At 37.1% G+C, this 23,346-nt stretch carries 22 protein-coding genes and 1 pseudogene; 11 read left to right on the forward strand and 12 right to left on the reverse strand.

Annotated elements, in window-relative coordinates:
* Window positions 1–7 precede the first annotated feature (7 nt).
* The 4 genes from B9T28_RS07000 to B9T28_RS07015 form a co-directional block, all read right to left on the reverse strand.
* Window positions 8–682: a hypothetical protein gene (locus B9T28_RS07000; protein WP_086203281.1), complete on the reverse strand. Its 675-nt coding sequence runs from the start codon at window positions 680–682 to the stop codon at window positions 8–10.
* Entirely contained in the window at window positions 679–1,014 is a 336-nt protein-coding gene (locus B9T28_RS07005) for an STAS-like domain-containing protein (RefSeq protein WP_086203282.1), read from the reverse strand. The genes B9T28_RS07000 and B9T28_RS07005 overlap by 4 nt, the downstream gene beginning before the upstream one ends.
* Window positions 1,007–2,053, reverse strand: a complete 1,047-nt coding sequence (locus tag B9T28_RS07010; protein ID WP_086203283.1) for an ATP-binding protein — start codon at window positions 2,051–2,053, stop codon at window positions 1,007–1,009. The genes B9T28_RS07005 and B9T28_RS07010 overlap by 8 nt, the downstream gene beginning before the upstream one ends.
* A 175-nt stretch (window positions 2,054–2,228) precedes the next feature.
* On the reverse strand, window positions 2,229–3,416 hold the full coding sequence (locus B9T28_RS07015) for a hypothetical protein (protein WP_086203284.1): 1,188 nt from the start codon (window positions 3,414–3,416) through the stop codon (window positions 2,229–2,231).
* A gap of 290 nt (window positions 3,417–3,706) precedes the next feature.
* On the opposite strand from B9T28_RS07015, the gene B9T28_RS15105 reads away from it, so the two are divergent.
* The 3 genes from B9T28_RS15105 to B9T28_RS07025 are packed head-to-tail and all read left to right on the forward strand — an operon-like array spanning window position 3,707 to window position 4,865.
* On the forward strand, window positions 3,707–3,838 hold the full coding sequence (locus B9T28_RS15105) for a hypothetical protein (RefSeq protein ID WP_286086814.1): 132 nt from the start codon (window positions 3,707–3,709) through the stop codon (window positions 3,836–3,838).
* Entirely contained in the window at window positions 3,835–4,644 is an 810-nt protein-coding gene (locus B9T28_RS07020) for a Rha family transcriptional regulator (protein ID WP_086203285.1), read from the forward strand. Before B9T28_RS15105 ends, B9T28_RS07020 begins: the two co-directional genes overlap by 4 nt.
* 2 nt (window positions 4,645–4,646) lie before the next feature.
* A complete protein-coding gene (locus tag B9T28_RS07025) occupies window positions 4,647–4,865 on the forward strand; it encodes a hypothetical protein (RefSeq protein WP_086203286.1) in 219 nt (72 codons plus the stop codon).
* Between the two features lie 1,280 nt (window positions 4,866–6,145).
* Here B9T28_RS07025 and B9T28_RS07030 read toward each other — a convergent pair.
* The 7 genes from B9T28_RS07030 to B9T28_RS07060 form a co-directional block, all read right to left on the reverse strand.
* The gene (locus B9T28_RS07030; protein ID WP_086203287.1) at window positions 6,146–6,808 is read right to left on the reverse strand and encodes a sulfatase-like hydrolase/transferase; all 663 of its coding nucleotides are present in this window, start codon (window positions 6,806–6,808) and stop codon (window positions 6,146–6,148) included.
* A 313-nt stretch (window positions 6,809–7,121) separates the two neighbouring features.
* Entirely contained in the window at window positions 7,122–8,183 is a 1,062-nt protein-coding gene (locus B9T28_RS07035; protein WP_086203288.1) for an NADH:ubiquinone reductase (Na(+)-transporting) subunit F, read from the reverse strand.
* 12 nt (window positions 8,184–8,195) lie between these two features.
* A complete protein-coding gene (locus B9T28_RS07040; protein ID WP_086203289.1) occupies window positions 8,196–8,561 on the reverse strand; it encodes a phenol hydroxylase subunit P4 in 366 nt (121 codons plus the stop codon).
* A gap of 76 nt (window positions 8,562–8,637) precedes the next feature.
* Entirely contained in the window at window positions 8,638–10,176 is a 1,539-nt protein-coding gene (locus B9T28_RS07045) for an aromatic/alkene/methane monooxygenase hydroxylase/oxygenase subunit alpha (protein ID WP_086203290.1), read from the reverse strand.
* Between the two features lie 63 nt (window positions 10,177–10,239).
* Window positions 10,240–10,509 carry an MmoB/DmpM family protein gene (locus B9T28_RS07050; RefSeq protein ID WP_086185130.1) on the reverse strand — a complete coding sequence of 90 codons (270 nt, stop codon included), beginning with the start codon at window positions 10,507–10,509 and terminating at the stop codon, window positions 10,240–10,242.
* A gap of 12 nt (window positions 10,510–10,521) precedes the next feature.
* Window positions 10,522–11,526: an aromatic/alkene monooxygenase hydroxylase subunit beta gene (locus B9T28_RS07055; RefSeq protein ID WP_086203291.1), complete on the reverse strand. Its 1,005-nt coding sequence runs from the start codon at window positions 11,524–11,526 to the stop codon at window positions 10,522–10,524.
* 18 nt (window positions 11,527–11,544) lie between these two features.
* Window positions 11,545–11,835 (reverse strand): phenol hydroxylase subunit, encoded by a 291-nt coding sequence (locus B9T28_RS07060; RefSeq protein ID WP_086203292.1) that lies wholly within the window; start codon window positions 11,833–11,835, stop codon window positions 11,545–11,547.
* Window positions 11,836–12,249: 414 nt separating this feature from the next.
* Here B9T28_RS07060 and mobR point away from each other — a divergent pair, with 414 nt between their 5' ends.
* On the forward strand, window positions 12,250–13,923 hold the full coding sequence (gene mobR, locus B9T28_RS07065; RefSeq protein ID WP_086203293.1) for a phenol degradation transcriptional regulator MobR: 1,674 nt from the start codon (window positions 12,250–12,252) through the stop codon (window positions 13,921–13,923).
* Window positions 13,924–14,493: 570 nt separating this feature from the next.
* Here the strand turns inward: mobR and B9T28_RS15140 are convergent.
* A pseudogene (locus B9T28_RS15140) lies at window positions 14,494–14,640 on the reverse strand (helix-turn-helix domain-containing protein); the annotation flags it as partial.
* A 570-nt stretch (window positions 14,641–15,210) separates the two neighbouring features.
* On the opposite strand from B9T28_RS15140, the gene B9T28_RS07080 reads away from it, so the two are divergent.
* The 7 genes from B9T28_RS07080 to B9T28_RS07110 all read left to right on the forward strand — a co-directional run bounded on the left by B9T28_RS07080 (window position 15,211) and on the right by B9T28_RS07110 (window position 23,345).
* Window positions 15,211–15,888 carry a GntR family transcriptional regulator gene (locus tag B9T28_RS07080; RefSeq protein WP_086203294.1) on the forward strand — a complete coding sequence of 226 codons (678 nt, stop codon included), beginning with the start codon at window positions 15,211–15,213 and terminating at the stop codon, window positions 15,886–15,888.
* Window positions 15,889–15,906: 18 nt separating this feature from the next.
* Window positions 15,907–16,791 carry a methylisocitrate lyase gene (prpB, locus tag B9T28_RS07085; protein ID WP_086203295.1) on the forward strand — a complete coding sequence of 295 codons (885 nt, stop codon included), beginning with the start codon at window positions 15,907–15,909 and terminating at the stop codon, window positions 16,789–16,791.
* 78 nt (window positions 16,792–16,869) lie between these two features.
* Window positions 16,870–18,027: a bifunctional 2-methylcitrate synthase/citrate synthase gene (gene prpC, locus B9T28_RS07090; RefSeq protein ID WP_086203296.1), complete on the forward strand. Its 1,158-nt coding sequence runs from the start codon at window positions 16,870–16,872 to the stop codon at window positions 18,025–18,027.
* Window positions 18,028–18,436: 409 nt separating this feature from the next.
* The gene (locus B9T28_RS07095; RefSeq protein WP_086203297.1) at window positions 18,437–19,258 is read left to right on the forward strand and encodes an SDR family NAD(P)-dependent oxidoreductase; all 822 of its coding nucleotides are present in this window, start codon (window positions 18,437–18,439) and stop codon (window positions 19,256–19,258) included.
* Window positions 19,259–19,279: 21 nt separating this feature from the next.
* On the forward strand, window positions 19,280–20,017 hold the full coding sequence (locus B9T28_RS07100; protein ID WP_086203298.1) for a carboxymuconolactone decarboxylase family protein: 738 nt from the start codon (window positions 19,280–19,282) through the stop codon (window positions 20,015–20,017).
* Between the two features lie 81 nt (window positions 20,018–20,098).
* Window positions 20,099–21,493, forward strand: coding sequence for an MFS transporter (locus tag B9T28_RS07105; protein WP_086203299.1), 1,395 nt, complete (start codon window positions 20,099–20,101; stop codon window positions 21,491–21,493).
* A 70-nt stretch (window positions 21,494–21,563) separates the two neighbouring features.
* Window positions 21,564–23,345: a DUF1302 domain-containing protein gene (locus B9T28_RS07110; protein ID WP_434057124.1), complete on the forward strand. Its 1,782-nt coding sequence runs from the start codon at window positions 21,564–21,566 to the stop codon at window positions 23,343–23,345.
* Window position 23,346: the final 1 nt, after the last annotated feature.

Below are 23,346 nucleotides of genomic sequence, written 5' to 3' on the forward strand. Positions count from 1 at the left end.
GAAAGTATTAAAGCATCTTTCGCGTATTGTCTTCTAAATGTGAAATCAGATTAGTGCTGAGGCTGATAATTTTATCAATAGATTTTTGATCTAAATGAATAATATGGTTGTTTTTCATTTTATAAATTTTTTTAATATCATTGTTAAATAAAATATCTTTTTGAGTATTGTGAGTTGAATAAGGTAGAAGTTTTTTATTATTATTTACTAGATTTTTTTCAAGACTAAGAATTGTATCATCTAGTATATTCTCTTGATATTCTAACTCTAAAGCATCAGATTTTTCTTTTGCATCGTTGGAAAAATACTTTTTTGTGCAAAAGAAAATAAAATAATTGAGTGGTCCACCATAAGGAAATGCATATAAATATTCACTTAAATAGTTTAGATGAGAATTGATTTTAGCTTTCAACACAATTAATTCAGTTAATGTTTTATCATCAACAATATCGCCAGCTTTTAAGTTATTTAATTTAAAAATAAATTCAATTAAAAAATCATTAATTTTTACGATTTCATCGGAAACTGCTTTCAAAGAACGTTGTTGTGCTTGATTGTGGACTCTTTGGATAAATACATATACTGGTATAATAACCAGAATTTTTAAAAAATTAATCGAAAGTATAAAATTAAAAAAGCCAATAATAATATTGGCTATAAAATTAATAAATTCACAGATCAAAATTCAGCTTCATTTATATAAGTTTCAATACGATCTTTAATAATCGGACGTCTTGGGCTTTTTATAACCAAAACGTTTTGAAGAAAATCTTTTGAAAATTTACCATTACGTACTAGCCCTCCAAATGCCTCTTCAAGAAAAGATGACCCAGCCATGGTTACACCTGTAAAATCTATAATTAAATGACTTCCAGATGAGGACTTAATCGCTTGAAGTTTTGGGGTAAGAAATTTTTCGCGGAAAGTTTCACCCGTGTATTCGCCATCTGCGGAAAAACGACCAGCAGGGCGGGGATAAAAATCCGTAGCGATGTTTATAATCATGTCACTCATATCCATCTCCTACTTCATTCGAACTAAGGTTCTGTGTGGTCAAAGGAGAGTTTAAGGGCAGTTTCCAAAAAATTATTGTACCATCTATTTCATCTTTGTAATTGATCAATTTTTTAAAATCTTGACCATTACTCATCCATATTCCTTTCTTACTATAAACGATTAATTTCGAATTTTGGACAGTTTTACAAACCTCCAACATATCACCAAAACCTTTTCCACGATGTTTTTCTTTTGTACTCGTTCTCCTAAACTCACTTGCAATATCAATAAGTTCAGCATCATTCATACCTAAGAAATTAGAAAAATCGAATAAGTTACTTAAACGATTTTTCATGTGATCATCTAGTCGATCTGGGACTGTTACAGGAATACTTTTACCTAAATCAGTTATCACTAAAGATAAGGATTCCTTTGTAACTTTCAAGGAAATTTTCCAACCTAAATACCGTTGATGTTTTTCATATGCATGATTTAAAACATTACTTACAGCTTCTGAAATTGCATCATTAACGATTAGGAAGGTTTCATCATCTAAATTTTTTTCTAAAATAGATTCGATTCTTGTGTAGTCGTTTCCAAACGTTAAATCTGTACCATTAAACGTATGCCAATTCATCATATCATGTGTCGAATGGCAAGGAGCTAACCCTAATTTGCTGTGCAAATCTAATTTCGTCATCATTGCTCTAACTATATTACTTTTATTAGAGGCTCGACTTCGTATGTTAACTTTTTGGTACTGTTCTAAATTATGAGCAAAAAAGATAGTAGCTGGTGCGTAAAGTGTATCAACTTTATTAAAATCTAAATATAAATTATAGTCAGAACTTGGGTTTTGTTTGCTTCTAATTAACTTGATTGTTCTTAAGAGAGTACTACGGCTTTGCTTATCTTGAAAGCTTAATACAGCGGGAAAAACAATGCTTATATTTGCGTTAAAAGTATCAGATTTATTATATTCTCTGGCCTTACAAATTAACTCTCTACGGATTGCAATTTTCTGTTTTAAAAACCATTTCTTATCTAATTTTTTCATAAAATCTCAAAATATAAATATATTGGTATTAAAGTTTTATTGACTGCATATAGTATCTAAAACATTCTCTAAAAACTACCTTTAAATGGCAGGCGAAATGAATTTTCTACGTCCACTTTACTAAAAATAGGGATGTATAAAATTCATTGAGTAATTATCTTAATTACTATTTAGATTACTTAATTTTAAGTGCTTTAATAATTTCAGCCGAAGATTTTGCCACATCAGAAGAAGTTTTAAGCTGTTCAGTTACGATATTTCCTATCTCATTTAATGTTGAATTATCATTATTATTTCCAAAATATTTAGGTATAAGTTCCTTACGTATACTTTTTATGTCTGCATCTTCGAAATCAAATATATAAGTTGGAAGTGCATCTAGTTCTAAGCGTGTACGTTCAGCTTGATCTTTCTTTTTTTGGTAATGTACAGCTTGTTTAATAAAAAAAGTGATAAGTGTTATAAAAATAAAAATGCTAGTGATTTTTAATGCCCAATAATCATAGTTATCTATACTGTAATTGGTTTTTAAATATGATTTTTGTTCTATGATGAATAAGGAAAACTTCATTATTCCTGCAATTGTAATAATTCCTAAACCAGAATATATATAAAATGCCATAGAATACTGCCTTTCAGCTTGTAGATAAACATGGCTTGTCTTAGAATTTTTGAGCACCTCATTTAATCTCCTGAATTTTTTTATTTCAGTATTCATCTCTTTGTTTATATCACTATAGAATTGTTTCATTCCCCTTTCATAGTTATCACGAATTGATTCGTAATTGGTTAATAATTTAGATATTTCTATGTAGTGATGGGCTAGATCATTTTTAGTAATAAGGTCGTAGTCAACTCCATCTAATGTTTTTTTTATTGTTTCTAATAAGTAAAATTCATTTAAAGTTAGTTTTTCTACACTGTTTTTAAGGCTACTTATTGTAATAAAAGGATTATAATTCTCTAAAAGAAAATTGGGCTTTTTATCAAAATGAATATTAATACTTTTTTTTAATTGATCCATCTCATTTATTTTGTCTGAGTTATTATTTTTACTGAAATTTTCATTGTAAAATTTTCCATTTTGATCCTTATCATTAAATAAATTTTTATAAATAATTGTTTTTATTTTATCGATTATTTTATTTAATTGGCTTGGAATTGTTTTTTTGAAACTTCTTGCTTTCTTTATGAAAAATGAATTTAAAAAAATTATATCTATTAAAAAAAATATATTAATAATTGATAATACTAAAGCCCAACCACTCATATCTAACCATTCAAGTCTTGGAAAAATAGAAAACAATTTGCCGCTGATTAAAAAAAATACAATAACTAACCCAAATAAAATATAATTAACCATTTTCGAAATTTTTATAAAGTATTGACCCGCGCATAGTATCTAAGTTACTCTAATTTCGCCACCCTACATTGGTGGACGAGTTTGGTCGCTCGGTTACTTAAGGCAGATATAAACCGCTGCTTTAGCGGTATTTTTATATCTGGAAACTCCTGTAATCTACGTTATGGTAGATCGGATGGGGAGGCGTAAGCCTGCCGTTTTCCTTTTGTAGCGGTCGACCAACCCTATTCGGTCTGCCACCCTCAAGTTTGGTCGCTTGAAGGTGGCGAAGTACAAAAGGAAAAATCATAATGAATAAATCTATTCAAGTACAACTTCGCCTAGACTCTCTATGTTTAAAGCGTTTAACTTCATCAGACTTTGCTCAAAAACAAAATCTTAAAACTCGCATTATCCGTTGGATGAAAGGCGGTGCAAAATGAATGCACTCGACCTCAGCCAAGCTGTCTTTATTCAAAATCAACAAATCAAAACCGATAGTAAAATTGTAGCTGATGTTTTTAATAAACGTCATGAACAAGTTTTAAGAAAAATTGAGTCTTTAGATTGTCCAAATGAGTTTAGCCAACACAATTTTATGTTGGCGAATTACATAGACGAACAGGGGAAACCTCGACCTATGTACGAAATGACCAAAGACGGTTGGATGTTCTTGGTCATGGGCTTCACTGGAGAGAAAGCCGCGCAAATCAAAATTGCATTTATCAACGCATTTAATGCCATGGCAACACTCCTGCAAAACCAACAAATCACACAACAGCAGGGCATTGCCGTAGGTTCAAAGGTTCGCCTAAATTCAGGCAGTCCAGAACTCACCATCAATCGACTAATCTCTAATGCAGAAGGACTACTCGAAAGCGTAGAAGTAACATGGTTTAGCAACCGACTGCATAAATCTACACTCTCAATTCATGCAGTGGTTTCAGCACCTGCATTGCAAAACAATGAGCTACAACAGTTTTGGCAATCTATTTATGAATACGGTTTAGACAAACTCAATCACAGCAAATACAGTCACTTAATTGCAATCAATTTGGTGCATATCAGTAAAGTTATTCCGAGCTTTGAAAAGAATCATGAGCTGACAAATCTTTTGAAGAATAGTGCAGTACCATATCCAAAATTTATAAAGTGCGGGCAGGTGTGGAGTGGCCTTGAAACCAAAAATGTTAAATGTTGGGTGTTTGAAAACAATAGCCAAGCATTGCTTACAACGTCGGGAGCATGAATATGATTCCATTATTAAAAGCTTCAAGCCATACACCACGCACAACAGAAGACTTATTGGAAAATGTCACCGACTCAATACAAAGGCTTGAGCAACACATTGCAGCCATGACACGTATGCACTTTGATGATGGTCTGCCAAGTGATGAGTTCAATGCCATCATGTGCAGTTTGCATCTACAAATCCATGAGATCACGCTGCAACTCGTACCTAAACCATAAATAATTTAAATAACGCAGAGAATGTGCCAAGTTGCATATTCTCTGTTTCAACGCGGGCGGTTGACCCCCCACCTCACCTGCACAGTAAATGTGTCGAGTATTCAACAGATTTTTGATGATGATCATGGACCATTTAAGCCATACCAGTAGTGGTATAGGGCACATAAAATGACTTAAAGATTAGTTCTACAATATTCCACACCAATTCTACAGATTGCTACAACGCATGTTTTTCTAAAACAAATTTCAAATCAAAATGAAACTTCAGATTGAGGTACAAGACCACTAAATCGTGACTTTTATGTATTTAAGTATCTGATATTTAATAAATATAATTCTAACAATGTTGCGGTACAAAGCTGTTGAGTAAATCCGAAAAAACACAAAATTATGTTATAAAACAAATAGATATTTGGTTGAGTGACCTAACCTTTTTTCGAGGTTGAATTTTACTTCAATCTAGCTAGAATCTAACAATTTTATTTTAACTATTAATTTATATATATTAGATACTTATATAGTAATTTATAAAAACTCAACAATTCTAACCACTTTCAATTCTCACCTGAAATTTTCAAAAATCATCAAAAGCAGCTTAAAAGCCCTTTTTTGAGACTGTGGCCATTATTGTTATTAAATTATGTGTAATACAGACAATGACGAATATAGCTAAGGAATTATCAGGGTAGATGGTGTGCTAAAAGGGGAGTTTCTAGATATTGAAATAGAATCTAAGTGAATGATATTAAATTTGATAATTTTAATTTTGTGTCAGGAATACGTCAGGAATTTAGTAAGTAATTGTATTTAAATTATTTAGCCTGTCTTTGACATCGTAGAGGTCAACAGTTCGAGTCTGCTTATACCTACCAGATATAAATCAAAGACTTATAAGTTTATCAGATGCTTATAGGTCTTTTTTGCTTATTTGTCACATTTTATTTTTTGTTAGACTTGGGTAGCATTTTGAAAAATAACAATATTTCTGATAAGTTTTTGACAAAGTGAAAATACTAATACCTCAAAAATAAGGTGATACATATATAATAAAGTACTACTTGAAGTTTTAATGAGGATTGGTTGGTCTGAAAGGTGGAGCGGTTGGTGATTCAATTTTGCCTGAAACGACTAGTTTATTCGCTGTTTATGAAATATTGTAAATGCTGCAAGACAACTAGCCCGATTGATTATTTCAACGGGCAAGCCGCTATAACCAATATGTTGATTCAGTCGTTGAGCTGTACCATTGATAAAACCACTGTAAATTTTCTGATGATCAATTAGGCAAAGAAAGGCTGATTCTTTTCCCGATGATCTTTGAGATAAGAAATCATTTTATCTGTATAAAAATCAGATGAATAAAATTTTTCAGGTAAGGCTTCTTCTTTTCCATTATTTAAGTAGCGCGCTTTATAGTTGCCCGGGAACATTGGACTAGAGTCAAAATGTGCGGCTCCACCTTGGAGAAGGGCAAAAGAGTTAGAGAAGCCACGTGCGCTAGGAATGCTTTCAGGTGTTCCACCTAAGTGCCATTTTCCTGCCATGAACGTTGCATATCCATTTTGCTTTAAGACTTCCGCAATGGTAATGACTTTGTCATTTAAGCGACCTTCATAACCCGGTTTGCCTTTTTGTTTAGGTTGTAAAAACTCACTCATAGAGCCAATACCCGCTTGGTGGTTATCATTGCCAGTCAGTAGCATGGAACGGGTGACAGAGCAGGTCGGGCCTGCATAGAAATTAGAAAGGACAGCCCCTTGAGTGGCTAACTTTTTAAGATTAGGTGTATGTATTTCTCCACCAAACGGTTCTGTATCGGAGAAACCTAAATCATCGGCAACAATCAGTAAGATATTTGGTTTTTGTGTTTGCGCTGCAAAAGCTGTGCTATTCAGTAATAAGGTTGGAATAAAGCATACCAACGCTATTTGTTTAAATCTCATAAGAATTCCTTTTTTATGAACAAAAATCAGTTATTTGTGTCGCGACGTTCTATGTCAGAAATTAGCGCTTGAGTTCAGTTTTCTACGAACTCGGTATTAAATTTCATGTATTTCAATCGCTTTTACTGGCTAAAAAACGATGAACTAGTTGTATTTACATATCTTGGTTTAATCAGCGGGTTTATTTCTAGGTGGTTCATCAGCTCCTTTGATGTATGAAAAATAGAATGAAATGACCAGTAACGATAATGAAACAGATCATTGCGGTAGTGCAAATTAGCAGTATCTGAGATATCAGCCATGATATAAATGCTTAAATATGCCTAAATAAAGCTGAACGAGATTGGTCAGAAGCGCCATCAGCGGCACTTAAGAAGCGCTCGGTATGAATATCTTTTTCAAATAGGCGACTTTGCATTAAAGTCGAAATGGCAGCATCAATCATGGGTGGTGGGCCACATAAATAGGCTTTATGACCACTGCATTTATGCTCAAAATAATCGGCCACGGCTTCGTGTACAAAACCTGTAAATCCTGTCCAGTGATCTTCTGCTTTGGGTGCATTCAGTGCTGGAATGTAGCGGAAGTTAGGATAGTCCTTCACAAGCTTTTCAAAGATTTCATGGTTATACAGTTCAGCAACATCACGCGCACCTTGGAACAAATAAATAGTACGGTTATCACCTTGTTCCAATAGATCCAAAATCATGGATTGTGGGCTAGATAAACCTGAGCCACCTGCAATAAAAATGGCATCTTTTTCATCCGACTTACGCACAAAGAACTGTCCATAAGGCCCAGAAACCTCTAGTTCATCGCCCACTTGCAGGGTTTCGTGTACATACGTAGTGGCTGCACCGCCTTGTACTTGACGAATATGGAGTTCAATAATGCCTTCTTCGCTTGGTGAATTCGCGATAGAAAATGCGCGTGTTCCTTCAATATTTGGTAATTGAAGATTGATATATTGCCCAGCCTGAAATTCCATTGGACGGTCAATCTGTAAACGTAGCCCTTTAATGGTCGGTGACAGTTGTGTGATCTCTAAAACTTTGGCTTGATAGTCTTGGACTAAATAGCCTAAGAAATCCTCATCTTCATCGACATCGGCTTCAATTACCATGTCAGATTCAGGTTTACAGCAACAGGCGAGGACTTTATTTTCTTCACGCTCAATATCCATCAGCGCAAAAGGGGAGGCTTCACCGACATCATAAAAACCGTCAGTGACTTGAACTTTACACGTGCCACATGTGCCGTGCCCACAGGCAAAGGGTAACCAAACGCCTTGACGTAAAGCGGCGTCTAAAATGGTTTGATTTTCTTCGACTTCAATGGTCATGCCCACAGGTTCAATCGTGACTTGATAACTCATGATGCTTCTCCCTTATACATGCGTGCCGTTGTAGCCATTTAAACCGGGCGTCACAAAGCGCAGTAGAGATTTATGATCAAAACCTAAATCAGCCAAGCTTTTAGAAAAGTCCACATCTGTTAAAAGTTGACGATTCAAAGTGAATTGTACGGTTGACCAATTGATATGTTCAAAGTCTGGATGTTGATTGAAACCCGTCTGAATTTGCTGATCAATCAAGTCTTGTAAACTTTGTTGTGGTGAAACCACAAAAGCATGTGCGGCACAAAAGAGAGTGTGATGATCCCATCCCACATAGAGCAACATGTTGTCGCCGTAATTTTTTTGTGCATCACGTGCATCAAATTCATAATGTTGTTGAATGGCTTGTACTGGCATGAGAAAACTCCTAAATTCCTTGTGTGAAGCCATCCCGAAATTTTTATTCATGAGATGACTTCTGATCCTTTATTATTTAAGCGGTTTGACCTTTCCATTTTCTCCAACGCTCTTGGTCTGGAGAACCTTCAATATCAAGGTTGTCTGCACCGACGTTAAAGTTGTAATAGTCACGTAAAATGCTTTCTAAATCTGGACCACCACAGTTGCCTTGTAGAATTTGGTTCACTGGCAACCACGCTTGAATATATTTTTCAGGTTCACGTTCAAAAATGTCATGACAGCCGTCTGAACAGGTGTGGTAACGCTCACCTTTATAAATACTGTCGCGGTAGCTAAACATGGTTGGGTCGCCATCCATTTCAGTAAAGGTCATTGGAATCTGACAGATTTGACACAGTTGCGGTAAACCATTGCTATAGAAGCGTTTCCCTTCAGCTTCTAACTTACGCGCTAATTCCCATTTCGGACGGTAATATTTATCAAAGGTATCTGGATATTTCTCAGATAACCAATCCATTTCTTCATCGGTTGGAATCCAGGTATGGAAACCTGCAGCATGACCAAAGTTATAGAAAATCCACCATGCTTGATGTGAAATATGCTCTTTTTCTTTCACAATCACGTCTGAATATTTTGGCATACGAATACCGTAACGGCTGAGGTCTTTAAATAACGCACCGCCCGCTTCTTCGAAATAGGTTTCCCAAGCTTCTTTCCAAGACATGACTTTATTTGGCAACATGTAGTCCATCATCATGCCAACAATAGACAGCAGGCGAGTACCGCGCCAGAACCATTTATCAATCCATTCCTGAACAATTGGAACGTTATCTTCATGCTGTTCTAGTAAGAATTTGACGATTTCCAAACCTAATGTCATGTGGCGTGCTTCATCTGACTGCGCACTAAAGCCAAAGGTTACAGTGGCCATGTCACCGTTATAGGCAGCACCTGACATGAATGGGACAAACAATAAGTTGGTCAGCACATATTCAAAAGAGAAGCTAATCGCCAATAAGAACTCGAATGGGCCTGCTGAACGTGCATCTTCAAAGAAAGATTTTGGTACAGACAGATACCAAACGCGGTCATGCATGTGTGCCCAGTCTTGGAAGCCATCAAAGAACTTGTTGTAATGGCTCATAGCATGAATTTGCGTTTGGACATGACGCAGTTCATCAATAGATTGCATTTGTGAAGCAATACGCGCACCGATACCGCTAAATTGGCGGCCGACATGCGCATAACCTTGATAGGCTTGATATTCCAGTGGCGTCACGGCGGTTAAGAACAGTTTGATGGCATTGAGATAGCGTTCATTGCTGACATTCATCTGACCGTTATTTTGAGAAAATGCATCAAAAATGGCATACAGTTTTTTCTCTTTTTCTGCCTGATATTTCCAGTACGAATCCATGGTTAAACGGAACGGGTCTTCCCATTTTGACCAATCTGTAATTTTAATGCCTTCGAACTCTTCGTAAGGAAAAGCTTCTTTACGATCTGCATAGGAAAAATCCCAATCCAGATCACGAGTCAACATACGGTAACGGTCTTTCGCATTGATTTTTTTAGTTGCAGTTTTGGTCGCACTTTTTGCTTGGCTATTCATCTTCTTGATCATCCTTTTCAATCTGTTGAAGCGCTTGGCTTCTGATATTTTTTCCGTGTGGGATTAATTCCACTGCAAGGTAAAAGTGTCATCATCTTCATCAACGTTGCCACCTAGGGTAATCATGTTGAGTTGCAACTCTTGAATATCCCAATCTTGTCCCAGTTTTTCAGAAACCGTTTCAGCACGAACCACTAATTTTCCGAGGTTTTCCACACGAATCATGGCAGGAAGATATTGAATCGTGGCTTCTGGATTGTCTTGCTCAATCGCTTCAATGATGTAGCGTGAAGTATCGTTATCTTGTAATGCCAAATAAACTTTTGAGCTCATGTCTGCGTATCCTTATGCAACTGAATCTAATTCGAGGGTTAAACCCGCTTTTTTACTGCGTTCTGCAATCACGGCTAAGCCATTGTCAATTGATGCAGTCCCAAGCGCCGTATTTGCCCACGCACTAAAAGCATCTGTGACTTCGGGTAACAGAGTGTCTATCCAACCTTGAATAAGAGCTTTATTTTCTTCAGATTCAGCCACCGCTGTTTTAAAAACTGGGTCTGACCATTTGCGTAAATCGGTTAAACAGTCCGTCATAAATTCGGTCAGCATTGCTACATCGCGTGCGCCGTGTTCAACTAACCATTGATCTAGTTCACCGTAAACCAGTTCTTTAATTAAGCTGTCGATAAGTAGATTTTGCAGGACATACAGTTTGAACCAATCGTGTTCAGTTAAACTTTGCTCACACAGCTTACGCAGTGGTTGCCAAGTGGCATCATTCATCCAAGCATCTTTGGCTTGCTGTAATGAGTCGCCTGTATTGCCATCCAGAAGTAAACCAATCCGAGACAAGTATTGCGCCATGCCCAAACGATCCATGGCTGCAAAAATACAAGCTTGGGTAATGACTGTGCCATAGCCGTAAGCGCTACCCGACATCATGTGTAGGTTGGCGGTTTGTTCGACATAACGAAAGGGTAATAAACAAGTGATGATTTTCTGTTTCACTTCATCACTTAAATTTTCCACCAAATGACGTTTTTCAAAGAATGAATAACTGCTTTCGGCCGTGTCTTGTAAACGCGCGCGATGTTGCACATACGCACCATAATAAAATTGGCGTGGATCTTTAAACGCATACCAATCTTGCATTTGCAAAGCAGTATGAGTGTGATCATTTAATATTTTGTCTGGTTTCCATAAGGGACGATAATGAAAATTGGTCGCACCTTGGATGTCAAAACTGACTTCTTGATAACGCGTCGCAGGTTTTTTACCAAAACGACGTTCGATATAGGCATAGGTTTGACGAATAGGTTCTAAATTGGATGTTTTAATTTCTAAAGTCATCACGATTTCCTTATGGGCTTAAGATTGATCTTCTTGATCTAAATGTTCACGGGCTTGGCTTAAAATGGTGGGTTCAACGCCATAACGCCATTTATCTTCTTGTGCATCATTCCAAGCTTGTTGCTCAGCGGTCATTTCAATGACATGGTTAATTTCACAAAAGTGTTGAAAAGCCTGCTGAGGAAGAATCAGTTCGACAAACAGCGTTGGGTCATGAATTGCGAAGTCAAATTCAACAAACTTGGCATTACGGTCACCTGTGATACGAATATATTTGGTCAGTTGATCTGGTTGTAGGGTTTGAGTCATTGGGATAATCCTTTTATCTCTACGCTGAAATCATTTCAGCTGTGACGCAATTTTTTGTTCCTTGCTTGTGATATATCAAAAGTCATGCCAACTTTAATTAATGTTTATTAATCATGTGTTTATAGTTTTTGTATTTTTTTTTAAATTAATTTTAGAAATAGAACTTCATCGAATGATGAATATCGAAATATCGGGTTTCATCAAATCATGAATGGATGGGGTGCAAAGCTAAAAATATATGAACGTGCTTCAATGTGTTCTGTGACTTGAGGATTTTTATATCTATATGATTTTAAAATATTAATTCAAAAGTACTTTAATGGTATAAAGTTATAGCCATAAGATAGTGCCGCTTTTTGGTCGGAATTGAGTAAGATAAGGAATCGACCTATAGCCAAGGATGGATATTCAGTCATGTCTCAAGCCAAAGACGCGAAGTTTTATACTCAAATTTTGGAAAAAAATAAAGATATTCAAGATTTATTGGATAAAATTCAGTTTGATAGCCAGCATGGCAAAATTTGGTTTGAAGAAAACCGCATGTTGTTGCTACATACCAGCATCATGGGTTTTTTAAGAAAAGACTTATACAACATGTTGGGTTGGGAACGTACCAAACGATTTTTTATTCGCTTGGGCTATCAGGCAGGTGTACGAGATGCCGAAGTCACTTCTAAGCTACGTCCGAATTTAAATGAAGCAGAAGCATTTATGGCTGGCCCACAGATGCATGGTATTCGGGGCATGGTACAAGTTGAAGTCAATGAACTGCAATTAAGTCATGACAAACATCAATTTTATGCAGATTTTAATTGGCGTAATTCTTTTGAAGCTGAAGTTCATTTAAGTGAATTCGGTGCTTCTGAAGAATCTGCTTGTTGGATGTTATTGGGCTATGCTTGCGGTTATAGCAGTTTTGTCATGGGACAGACCATTATTTATCAAGAAACCCATTGTGTAGCCAAAGGGGATGATTGCTGTCGTATTGTTGGTAAACCCCTAAAGGAATGGCAAAATGCCGATGAATTGATTCAGTTTATGTCCCCCGATCCTGTTTCGGATGAATTAATTGCCTTACAAGCTGAATTGAATGAGTTAAAGAAAAATATCTATACCGATGTAGAAGCAGACTACACCATGTTTAATTCGATTGGTGAATCTGTGGCTTATCGTAAAGTCTGTGACCTTTTGAAAAAAGCCGCGGGCAGTAAGGTTGCTGTATTGCTACAAGGTGAAACAGGCGTAGGGAAGGAAGCGTTTGCACGAGGGATTCATGAAGGCAGTTCCCGTAAAGGTCAGCCTTTTGTTGCGGTAAACTGTGCTTGTATTCCGCCAGATTTAATTGAAGCCGAACTTTTTGGGGTTGAAAAAGGTGCGTTTACAGGCGCAACGCAAACCCGAAGTGGAAAGTTTGAACGTGCTCATCAAGGGACTATTTTCTTAGATGAAGTGATTGAGCTTTCACCACGTGCACAAGCTGCTTTATTGCGAATGTTACAAGAGGGAGAATATGAACGCGTCGGTGATCATCAAACTCGAAAGGCGGATGTACGCCTAGTTGCGGCCACCAATGAAGATTTGGAACAAGCCGTGAAAGAGGGACGATTCCGCACGGATTTATATTACCGCTTGAATATTTTTCCCGTTATTATTCCACCACTGCGTGAGCGCCGTGATGATATTCCTTTATTGATTACGCACTTTTTATTACGTTTTGAAAATATGTATGGCAAGACTTTAAAAGGTTTAAGTGATAGAGCTAAAAATTTTGTAATGACCTATGAATGGCCTGGGAATATTCGAGAATTGGAAAACTTATTAGAGCGAGCGACCTTACTGACAGATCATCAGCAGGAAATTAAACTTAATCATCTATTTCCTCAAATTAAACAAGATATTGAGCCAAAGTCTGAAAACGTAGATTTAAATGCAATGATACAGGATGGGTTTTGTCTGGAAGATCATGAAAGGCAATTGATTTTGATTGCTATGCAAAAAGCGAATCAGAATGTTTCTGAAGCAGCCCGTGTATTGGGTATTAGCCGAGCAGCTCTGGATTATCGATTAAAAAAATATACTGTACGGTAAATTAGCTTATTCGTGGGATATTAAATTACATGATTAGAGTTCTTTCATAAATCATTTTGCACTCAACTCAATGTTGTAAATTCCAGCAATTAAATTGAATCTCAAACCGAGTCTTTTACCTCGGTTTCGATAATGTTCAGTATAAGTATCTTGAAAGTTTTTAGACGACCAAATACATGCTTAATACCTATTCTCCTTTTATTGATTTCTCGATTATAGACTTTTAGTGCAGGATTTAATTTACAACGTCTCTTGGCTTCAAAGGTAATAGACTATTGGAATGAACATTATAAACTCCTTGATAACCTTCATCTGTAAGGATAAAAGCCCCTAAAAGGAATCTGTTGTAAATTACGTTTGAATTACTCGAAATCATGCACCGAGCCACGACTGCTATATAAACTCAGTATTTGCTGAATTTTGTAGTGAATAATGGCCTGGACTTTAAAGGTATGCTTCTTTTTCTTACTGCTATAGCTGTTTTTAGGCCTTTATATTGGAATTTTCGTGGCATCTACGATCACAACATCCCAGTCAATGCCTTCATCTTTGGGTAAATTCTTCGGTAAACTAAAAAGATTCGACTAAATCAAACTGTCTTCCAGCATGACGTATAACTCTTGAGGCTGTGGGCTCTGAAACCTCGTAACTAGTAGCAACATGAAATAAAGTTCTGTATTCCCGCCAATAGCTGATACAAAGCAGAACTTGATCCTCCCCACTTAACTTTGGAGGTCTACCTTGAGTTGTAGCATACTTTTATCCGCAGATTATGCACGATAGTTCTGAAATGTTATATATGAATATTAATCCAAAAGAAGATCATTTTTTGATTTAGGAAAGAGATCTATTGCTAAGATATTTTAATTAAAATTATCTTACTGTAGCAAAATAAATTATTTATTTCATTGAAAATTATTATTGATGTACATCTACTTTTGGGTGGTTTTTTAGACCTCAGGAAAAGTAGTTATAGAGAGCAGTTGTCATTACAGATTAAACTTATTAATCTTAATATTAGCGCAATCATAGAAAATCTGAATTTGAATCTAGTTTATGAATCGCTTGCAATAGAAATCCAAGCAGCTTTATTAAAATATTAGGTAATCTTTTTTAGAAATCAGTAATTAGGTGCGCAAGTCCATATCCTGAAGTTTATTCCTGCATTTTAAAATTTCTTTATCATTTTTTGATTATATTTCTAATATTGTCGACAATACTGTTGAAATTTATTTTAAATTAGCTTATTTATAGTGTGATTTTATTTAATTGTTGACAATATAGCGAATGACCATCTCTGCGCAATCGATTAAACCAGTCTCAACAGAGACTTTAACCGATCAGATCTTTAGAAAGATTCAAATGGCGATAGTCAGTGGTGAAATTGCAGCTGGCAGTAAAATATCAGAGCCAGAATTAGCTCGAACGTATGGTATTAGCCGTGGGCCATTACGTGAAGCGATTCATCGCTTAGAAGGTCAAAAGTTAGTTGAGCGAACTGCACATGTTGGAGCACGTGTAGTCTCTTTGTCTCAACAACAATTATTAGAGCTGTATCAAATTCGGGAAAATTTGGAAGGTCTAGCGTGCCGTTTGGCCGCACAAAGTATAGATAAACAAAAAATTTTAACCCTAAGAGCACTTTTACAATTACATGCTCAAGATCAAGATTTTAAAGAGGGCAAAGGCTACTACTTGCAGGAAGGTCAGGATGACTTTCATTACTGCATTATTAAAAGTTGTGGCAATAAAACTTTAGAACATATGTTGTGTAATGAGCTGTATCACTTAATTCGAATGTATCGGGTACAGTTTTCCAATACGCCAAATCGTCCGAATAAAGCATTTTCAGAACACATTCAAATTTTAGATGCGATTGCTGAAGGAGATGCGGAGCTTGCAGAACTACTCATGCGCCGACATATCGCAGCGTCCTATCGAAATATTCAACAATACTCAGTGTAAAACAAGGAGACTTTTCTTATGTCAAAATCTACAGCAGGTCAAAAATTTAGAGATGCAGTTGCGAGTGAGCATCCATTACAAGTGGTTGGTGCCATTAATGCCAATCATGCATTACTTGCACAGCGTGCAGGTTATAAAGCAATTTATTTATCGGGTGGTGGTGTAGCGGCAGGTTCATTGGGTTTGCCTGATTTAGGCATTAGTAATCTGGATGATGTATTGACTGATGTACGTCGTATCACGGATGTCTGTGATTTACCTTTGTTGGTTGATGCCGATACGGGTTTTGGTGCTTCAGCATTTAATATGGCGCGAACCACAAAATCGTTGATTAAGTTTGGTGCAGCAGCCATGCATATTGAAGACCAAGTCGGTGCTAAGCGTTGTGGTCATCGCCCAAATAAAGCGATTGTATCGACTGAAGAAATGGTGGATCGCATTAAAGCCGCAGTAGATGCACGTACTGATGAAAGCTTTGTGATTATGGCACGTACAGATGCTTTGGCCGTAGATGGATTGCAGGCTGCAATTGACCGAGCTGGTGCTTACATTGAAGCTGGTGCAGATATGTTATTTCCAGAAGCGATTACTGAACTTGCAATGTATAAACAATTTGCGCAAGTGACTCAAGTCCCAATTTTGGCCAATATTACAGAGTTTGGTTCAACGCCATTATTTACCACGGATGAGTTGGCATCGGCTGACGTGAGTATTGCACTGTATCCTTTATCTGCATTTCGTGCCATGAATAAGGCCGCCGAAAATGTTTATGAAACATTACGTAGAGAAGGTACTCAAAAGAATGTGATTGATAGCATGCAAACACGTCAAGAGCTTTATGAGCGTATTAATTATCATGCTTTCGAACAGTATTTGGATGCTTCTTTTAGCAAAACCAAATAAATTGTCAATGCACAAGTAAAAATAATTTATGAGTCGCAGGTAAGCGATTGCTACAGATGAAAACACACAAGGAATAGAATGATGACAACTGAAACAACAACAGGTTTTAAACCTAAGAAATCGGTAGCACTAAGCGGTCAAGTCGCAGGGAATACAGCATTGTGTACCGTGGGGCGTAGCGGCAATGATTTGCATTACCGTGGTTATGACATTTTGGATCTTGCCGGTAGTAGTGAGTTTGAAGAAGTTGCTCATTTGTTGGTTCATGGCAAATTGCCGAATGCGGCAGAACTTCGTGCTTATAAAACAAAACTTAAAGCTTTACGTGGTATACCATCTGCACTAAAAACGGCTTTGGAACAACTTCCACCTTCTGCTCACCCTATGGATGTGATGCGTACTGGCGTTTCAGTTTTGGGTTGCCTCACGCCAGAGCATGAAGATCACAACTATGCAGGCGCACGTGATATTGCTGATAAGTTAATGGCAAGTTTGGGTTCTATGCTGTTGTATTGGTATCACTTTAGTCATAACGGTCGTCGCATTGAAGTAGAAACAGATGATGACTCGATTGGTGCGCATTTCTTACATTTGTTGCATGGTCAACAACCAAGTGAGCAATGGACGCAAGCCATGCATACTTCACTGATTTTATATGCAGAGCATGAATTTAATGCTTCTACATTTACTTCACGTGTGATCGCGGGTACAGGTTCTGATATGTACTCTGCAATTACAGGTGGGATTGGTGCATTGCGTGGACCGAAACATGGTGGAGCGAATGAAGTTGCCTTTGTTATTCAACAGCGCTATGACAATGCAGATGAGGCAGAAGCAGATATTCGTAAACGTGTAGAGAATAAAGAGGTCGTGATTGGTTTCGGTCATCCCGTTTATACCATTGCTGATCCACGTAACGAAGTCATTAAGAAAGTGGCACATGATCTTGCTGTTGCACATGAAAATCAAAAAATGTATCTCATCGCAGAACGTTTAGAAACGGTGATGAAAGAAGTGAAAAATATGTTCCCTAATCTGGATTGGTTTAGTGCAGTGAGTTATCACTTGATGGGTGTGCCAACAGCAATGTTTACACCATTGTTTGTGATTGCACGTACAGCAGGTTGGTCTGCGCACGTGATTGAACAACGCCAAGATGGCAAAATTATTCGTCCAAGTGCGAATTACACTGGCCCAGAAAATTTAAGTTTTAAGCCATTGGCTGAACGTGACTAAATTGAATGGTTTAATTGAAAAATAAGCTTGGTTTAAAACTAAATAAATGAAAGTGCCTATCTTTTAGATAGGCACTTTCATTTTTACAGCATAAAATAAAAATTACAGATATGTTCTGATACAGCTAAATGGCAGTTTTTGATCATTTGCTTTTTTATTCTTAAAAATATGATTTACGCATCAGGCAGATTCTATTCATTAATTCAAATTCAAAATTCCCCTGCATAGCATTATAAATTTTAATTGATGTGAATGACCAAATGACAAATTTAAATGACTGAAAGACAAAAAAGAATCGGTATTAGTTTGTAGTTTAATTGAAGAGCCAAGGGATGGTTCTGGAAATCAATAAAAATGATAGATGCTGATTAAGTTTATGCAGCATATCGATCTAAAAATGGAAAATAACATGAATTTTCAAGGAAAAATTATATTAATTACAGGTGTTGGGCCAGGTTTAGGCAAAGCATGTGCCGAAGCATTTGCTCAAGCTGAAGCAAAACTAGTGATCTGCGATGTGAATGATCAGAATTTAGCAGATGCAAAAAATGCCGTTGAGCAACACGGTGCTGAGTGTTTGGCCATACAGTGTGACGTTTCTTCAAGTTCCCAAGTGAGTCACATGTTTGAACAGCTTATTCAGCGCTATGGAACTTTAGATGTGTTGGTGAATAATGCAGCATTGACTCCTACCACGGACTTAGACACTCAACGTCGTACCATTTTATATGATTATAACGCGTTGCCAGAACCACGACGTTCTTTAAGTTTTACCAGTTCGATCACTGATGCGGAGTGGGAGAAATATTGGGGAGTAAATGTAAATGGTGTGTTTTATTGCATGCGTGAAGCATTAAAGTTAATGGAAGCACAGGGTTCTGGGCACATTGTCAATATTGCTTCTATTGCAGGATTGTCCAGTAAAAGTGCACATAGTCCAGCTTATAGTGCAACCAAGGGTGCTGTGATTGCATTGACTAAGTCGGTGGCATATGAGGTTGCAGGTGCCAATATTTTTGTCAATGCCTTGGCACCGGGTGGCGTTGCAACGCCGCAATTTAATCAATATTTAGAGACTGTCGGTGAAGAAGCGTGTAATCGACTTTGGCAAAGTGTGCCTTTAGGGCGTTTTGGGACGCTTGAAGAGTATGCCAGTACGGTCTTGTATTTAAGTGGTGAGCATTATCTCGTCGGACAAGTGATTAGTCCCAATGGTGGCATTGTTATTTAGTTTTTCGAGGTCGGTGTAAAAGTGAATAATACATTAAATTATAATGCCTTAAGAGCTGCAGGTTTGTTTGATGCTTCTTTTGATCGGATGGCAGAGTGGGCGCCTGAGTGGACTGAGACATTTATGACCTTGGTGCAAGAAACCCAATTGAACAATGTTCTCGATCCAAAATTGGTAGCATTGATTCGTTTGGTGATTGATGTGACCGCAACACATTTATACGCATCAGGTGTTAAACGGCATATTCGAGATGCACTTAAAATGGGTGCTAGTCGTGTTGAAATTCTAGAGGTTTTTAAGCTAGCAAGTATTGTTGGTATACATGCTTGTGCATTTGGTGTTCCCATTCTAGAACAAGAATTGGAAGCAGCAGGTTGTGTTGATGAGCCTCAAGCGCTTGCAGTAGAAACCCCTATCTGTGACGAAATGCGTGCCCAAGGTAATTTTAATCCTCTGTGGGAAACGCTTTATTGTTGGGATCCAACGTATTTAGAAGATTTTTTAAAAATAGCCACTTCTTTTTGGAAAAGTAATGTGCTTCCACCGCTTTGGATCGAATTACTGTGCATAGCAGGTGATATCACGATTACTCATATGTGGGCACATGGTACGCAGCGACATATTCAAGCAGCACTCACATTAGGTGCAACTCGAGAGCAAATTTTAGAAGTTTTTAAAATTGTGAGCTTACAAGGGATTGAAGCTTGTGAAATAGGCATTCCTCTGCTTGAACAGGCACTACAACAGTACGTTGATTGATTGCTACTTCAGTTTATTGCTGTGCTGTTTCAAGGCGTAAGAGTAATAAGGATATTGATAATAAAACATGAGGAGATTCATGTGAACGGAATAAAAGAAAGTATACCTATTGGGCTTGATTCCATTAGTGCCGAAGAACAAAATGCAACCTTTAAAAAAGTCATATTTCGAATTGTTCCATTTATATTTTTAGCCTATTTATTAAATATTGTTGATCGAATTAATATTTCTTTTGCAAAACTACGAATGTCTGAAGATTTATTATTAAGTGATGCAGCTTATGGAATAGGAACTTCTTTATTTTTTATTGGTTATTTGATTTTTGAAATACCCAGCAATATGTATTTAAAGAGAGTCGGTACTCGTGCAACTTTAACGCGAATTATGGTGTTGTGGGGAATTTTAACGATTCTCATGAGCACAGTTGAAAGCACCACCAGTTTTTATGTATTTCGTTTTCTGATCGGTGTTGCTGAAGCAGGTTTTGTCCCCGGCGTTATTTTATATCTCACTTATTGGTTTCCTAGCTTTTTACGTGGACGAGTAACGTCTATTTTTTTAATGGCCGGTCTTATTGCAGGTATTATTAATGGCCCTTTAGCAACATGGATTATGGCAACATTTGATGGTTGGTTAGGGTTAAGAGATTGGCAAGTTTTGTTTGTTATTGAGGGAATTCCAGCAGTGCTGTTGGGGGTATTTACTTGGTTTTGGTTGGTTGATAAACCAGAGCAAGCAAAGTGGTTAACTGCACGTGAAAAACGTATTGTACGCCTCAGTTTAGAAAACGAAAACCAGACGACGGGGCAAGAGCGAAGCTCTTTTAAACAGGTGTTTTTAGATCCTCGAGTACATCTGATTGGGATCGTGTTTTTGTGTATTTATTCTGCAACCAATACGATTACTTATTGGATGCCAACCTTAATTCAAGAGTTTGGTGTGAAAGACATACGCCATATTGGCCTTACTTCAAGTTTACCTTTTATATGTGCATTGATTTCAATGTATTTACTCTGTCGAAGTTCCGATAAACATTTAGAGCGTCGTTGGCATTTGGCCTTAACGATGGCTGTTGGCGCAATCAGCTTTATGTTATTGGGTTTAGTTCAGCATGATTTGATTTTGTCGGTTGTACTGTTAACGATAGGTGGAGGAGCTTGTTTTTCTGCAGCAACACTTTTTTGGACAATTCCACCTGCATATTTATCTGTGAGTGCAGCTGCACTTGGAATTGCATGGATTAATGTATTGGGAAGTTTAGCAGCAGTAGTCAGTCCTGCTTTGGTTGGAACCATCAAAACGCAAACTGGCAGTATTTATTTTGCTTTTAGTATTATCGGTGCATTACTCATTTTCGGCGGCATTACCATCTTACTTGCCATGCCTAAGCGATTGTTAAAAGAACAAAAGATGAAGGTTAATCTTCAACAAGATGAATCTAATAGTTTGCTGGTATCAGCAGAAAATCAAAAATAAGTCATATCTATATGGAGATGATATGGTGAATAAATCGATAGGTTTAAAGGGAATGAAGAAAAATTTAGTCATGCAATATATAATTGCTTGTGGTTTGATGTTTTCTGTATCTAAGGCAGCAGCGATAACTTTTGATATCAATGAGGATTGGAAGTTTGAAACAAATACCAGTCTAAGCCTTGGGGCTAGTTGGAGTATGCAAGATTCTTCAGCTTCACTGCTTTATAAGCCTGATGCCAATCACATTGGAAAAGAAGGTCATAGTTTAGACGTAAATGCCGATGATGGTCGAATTAACTTCAGTAAGCATGATGCAATTTCGCAAATGATTAAAGGTTTAACCGAGTTTAAGCTGAGTGGCCATCGACAAGGTGCAGTACTGAGTACGAGATATTGGTATGACCATGCGTATGAAACAGGGCATGGGGATTTAAAAGCCTTTGATGACTCACCTTGGCCAACACTTGCAAAATTTAAAGGAATTGCGCTGTGGGATGCCTATGTGTGGAAAAATTTTGAATTAGATCAGATTGATTCTTTAAATGTGAAGCTTGGAAAACACAGTTTAAATTGGGGGAAATCACAGTTTTTCTTAAATGGTTTAAACTCAGTCAGTGCAGTTGATTATACAGCGATGACTCGGCCTGGCGGTGAGGCTAAAGAAAGAATTATACCTGTTGAAATGTTTTCTTTTGATGCCTCTATTAATGAACATCTGAAACTAGAAGGTTTTTATCAGTTTAAATTTAGACCAGCGGTAGTTGATGGTTGTGGGACATTCTTTGCCATTTCGGATGTACTTCCTGCGGCCTGTGGTCCAATGTTGATTGCAGGAGGAGGTGATAAACTGTCAGATACGGCTTTACAAAATCATAGTTATATTCCGAGAACAGCAGATAGAATGCCCAAAGATAGTGGGCAATATGGTGTTGCTTTGAAGCAGACTTTACCCAGTTTAAATAATGCTGAATTGGGGATATATTATGCCAATTATCATAATCGTATCGCAAATTTTGATGCTACTACAGTGAAGGCACTCGGTGCTAAAAATTTTAATACTGCAGCATTTTTTGCGGTATATCCTGAAGATATTGAAATGTTTGGTGCAAGTTTTACTGGAAAATTAGGGACAACCACTGTTTTCAGTGAGCTTAATTATAAACCAAATCAACCATTACAATTGAATGGTCCAGATTTGGTTTATTATCAGATTTTATCCAATGAAACGCCGTTTACACCCCCAGGTACTGCACCAAAGCTAGATGAATATATCCAAGGTTATGTACGTTTGCCTGTCACGCAGTTCTCTATTGGTGCGACGGATAGTATTGCTCATCTTTGGGGTGCTAAAGCATTGTTGTGGTCTGCAGAATTTGGAGCCAATCATATTGCAAATATAGGCAATAATCGTATTGGTCGTAGTAGTGCATTTAGTCGTAGTGAACTCTCTACAGGGGCTTATAATCCTGAAACTGGCGAATTTAAGTGTACAGCCTATGGGACAGCCAACTTAAGTAATAAGGAGGTTGATCGGTTAAATGAACAGTTTTGTGATGCGAAGGGTGGATTTTTTAGTGAGTGGTCTTTCGGTTATCGATTACGTGGGGCATTAAATTATGATGATTTATTTGCTGCGACCGTCATCACTCCTAGTTTAATTTTCCGTCATGATGTCTATGGATTTAGTCAAAATTTTCAAGAAGGGCAAATGAGTGTAGCCGCAGCATTATCTGCGACTTACCAGAAAAAATATACCACTGAAATTGCTTATCAGAGTTTTTTTGGTACCAATAAATACAGTGTCATTGACGATAGAGATTTTGCCTCTTTGGTTTTTAAAGTGAACTTTTAAC

The organism is Acinetobacter silvestris (genome assembly GCF_002135235.1).
Lineage (GTDB): Bacteria > Pseudomonadota > Gammaproteobacteria > Pseudomonadales > Moraxellaceae > Acinetobacter > Acinetobacter silvestris.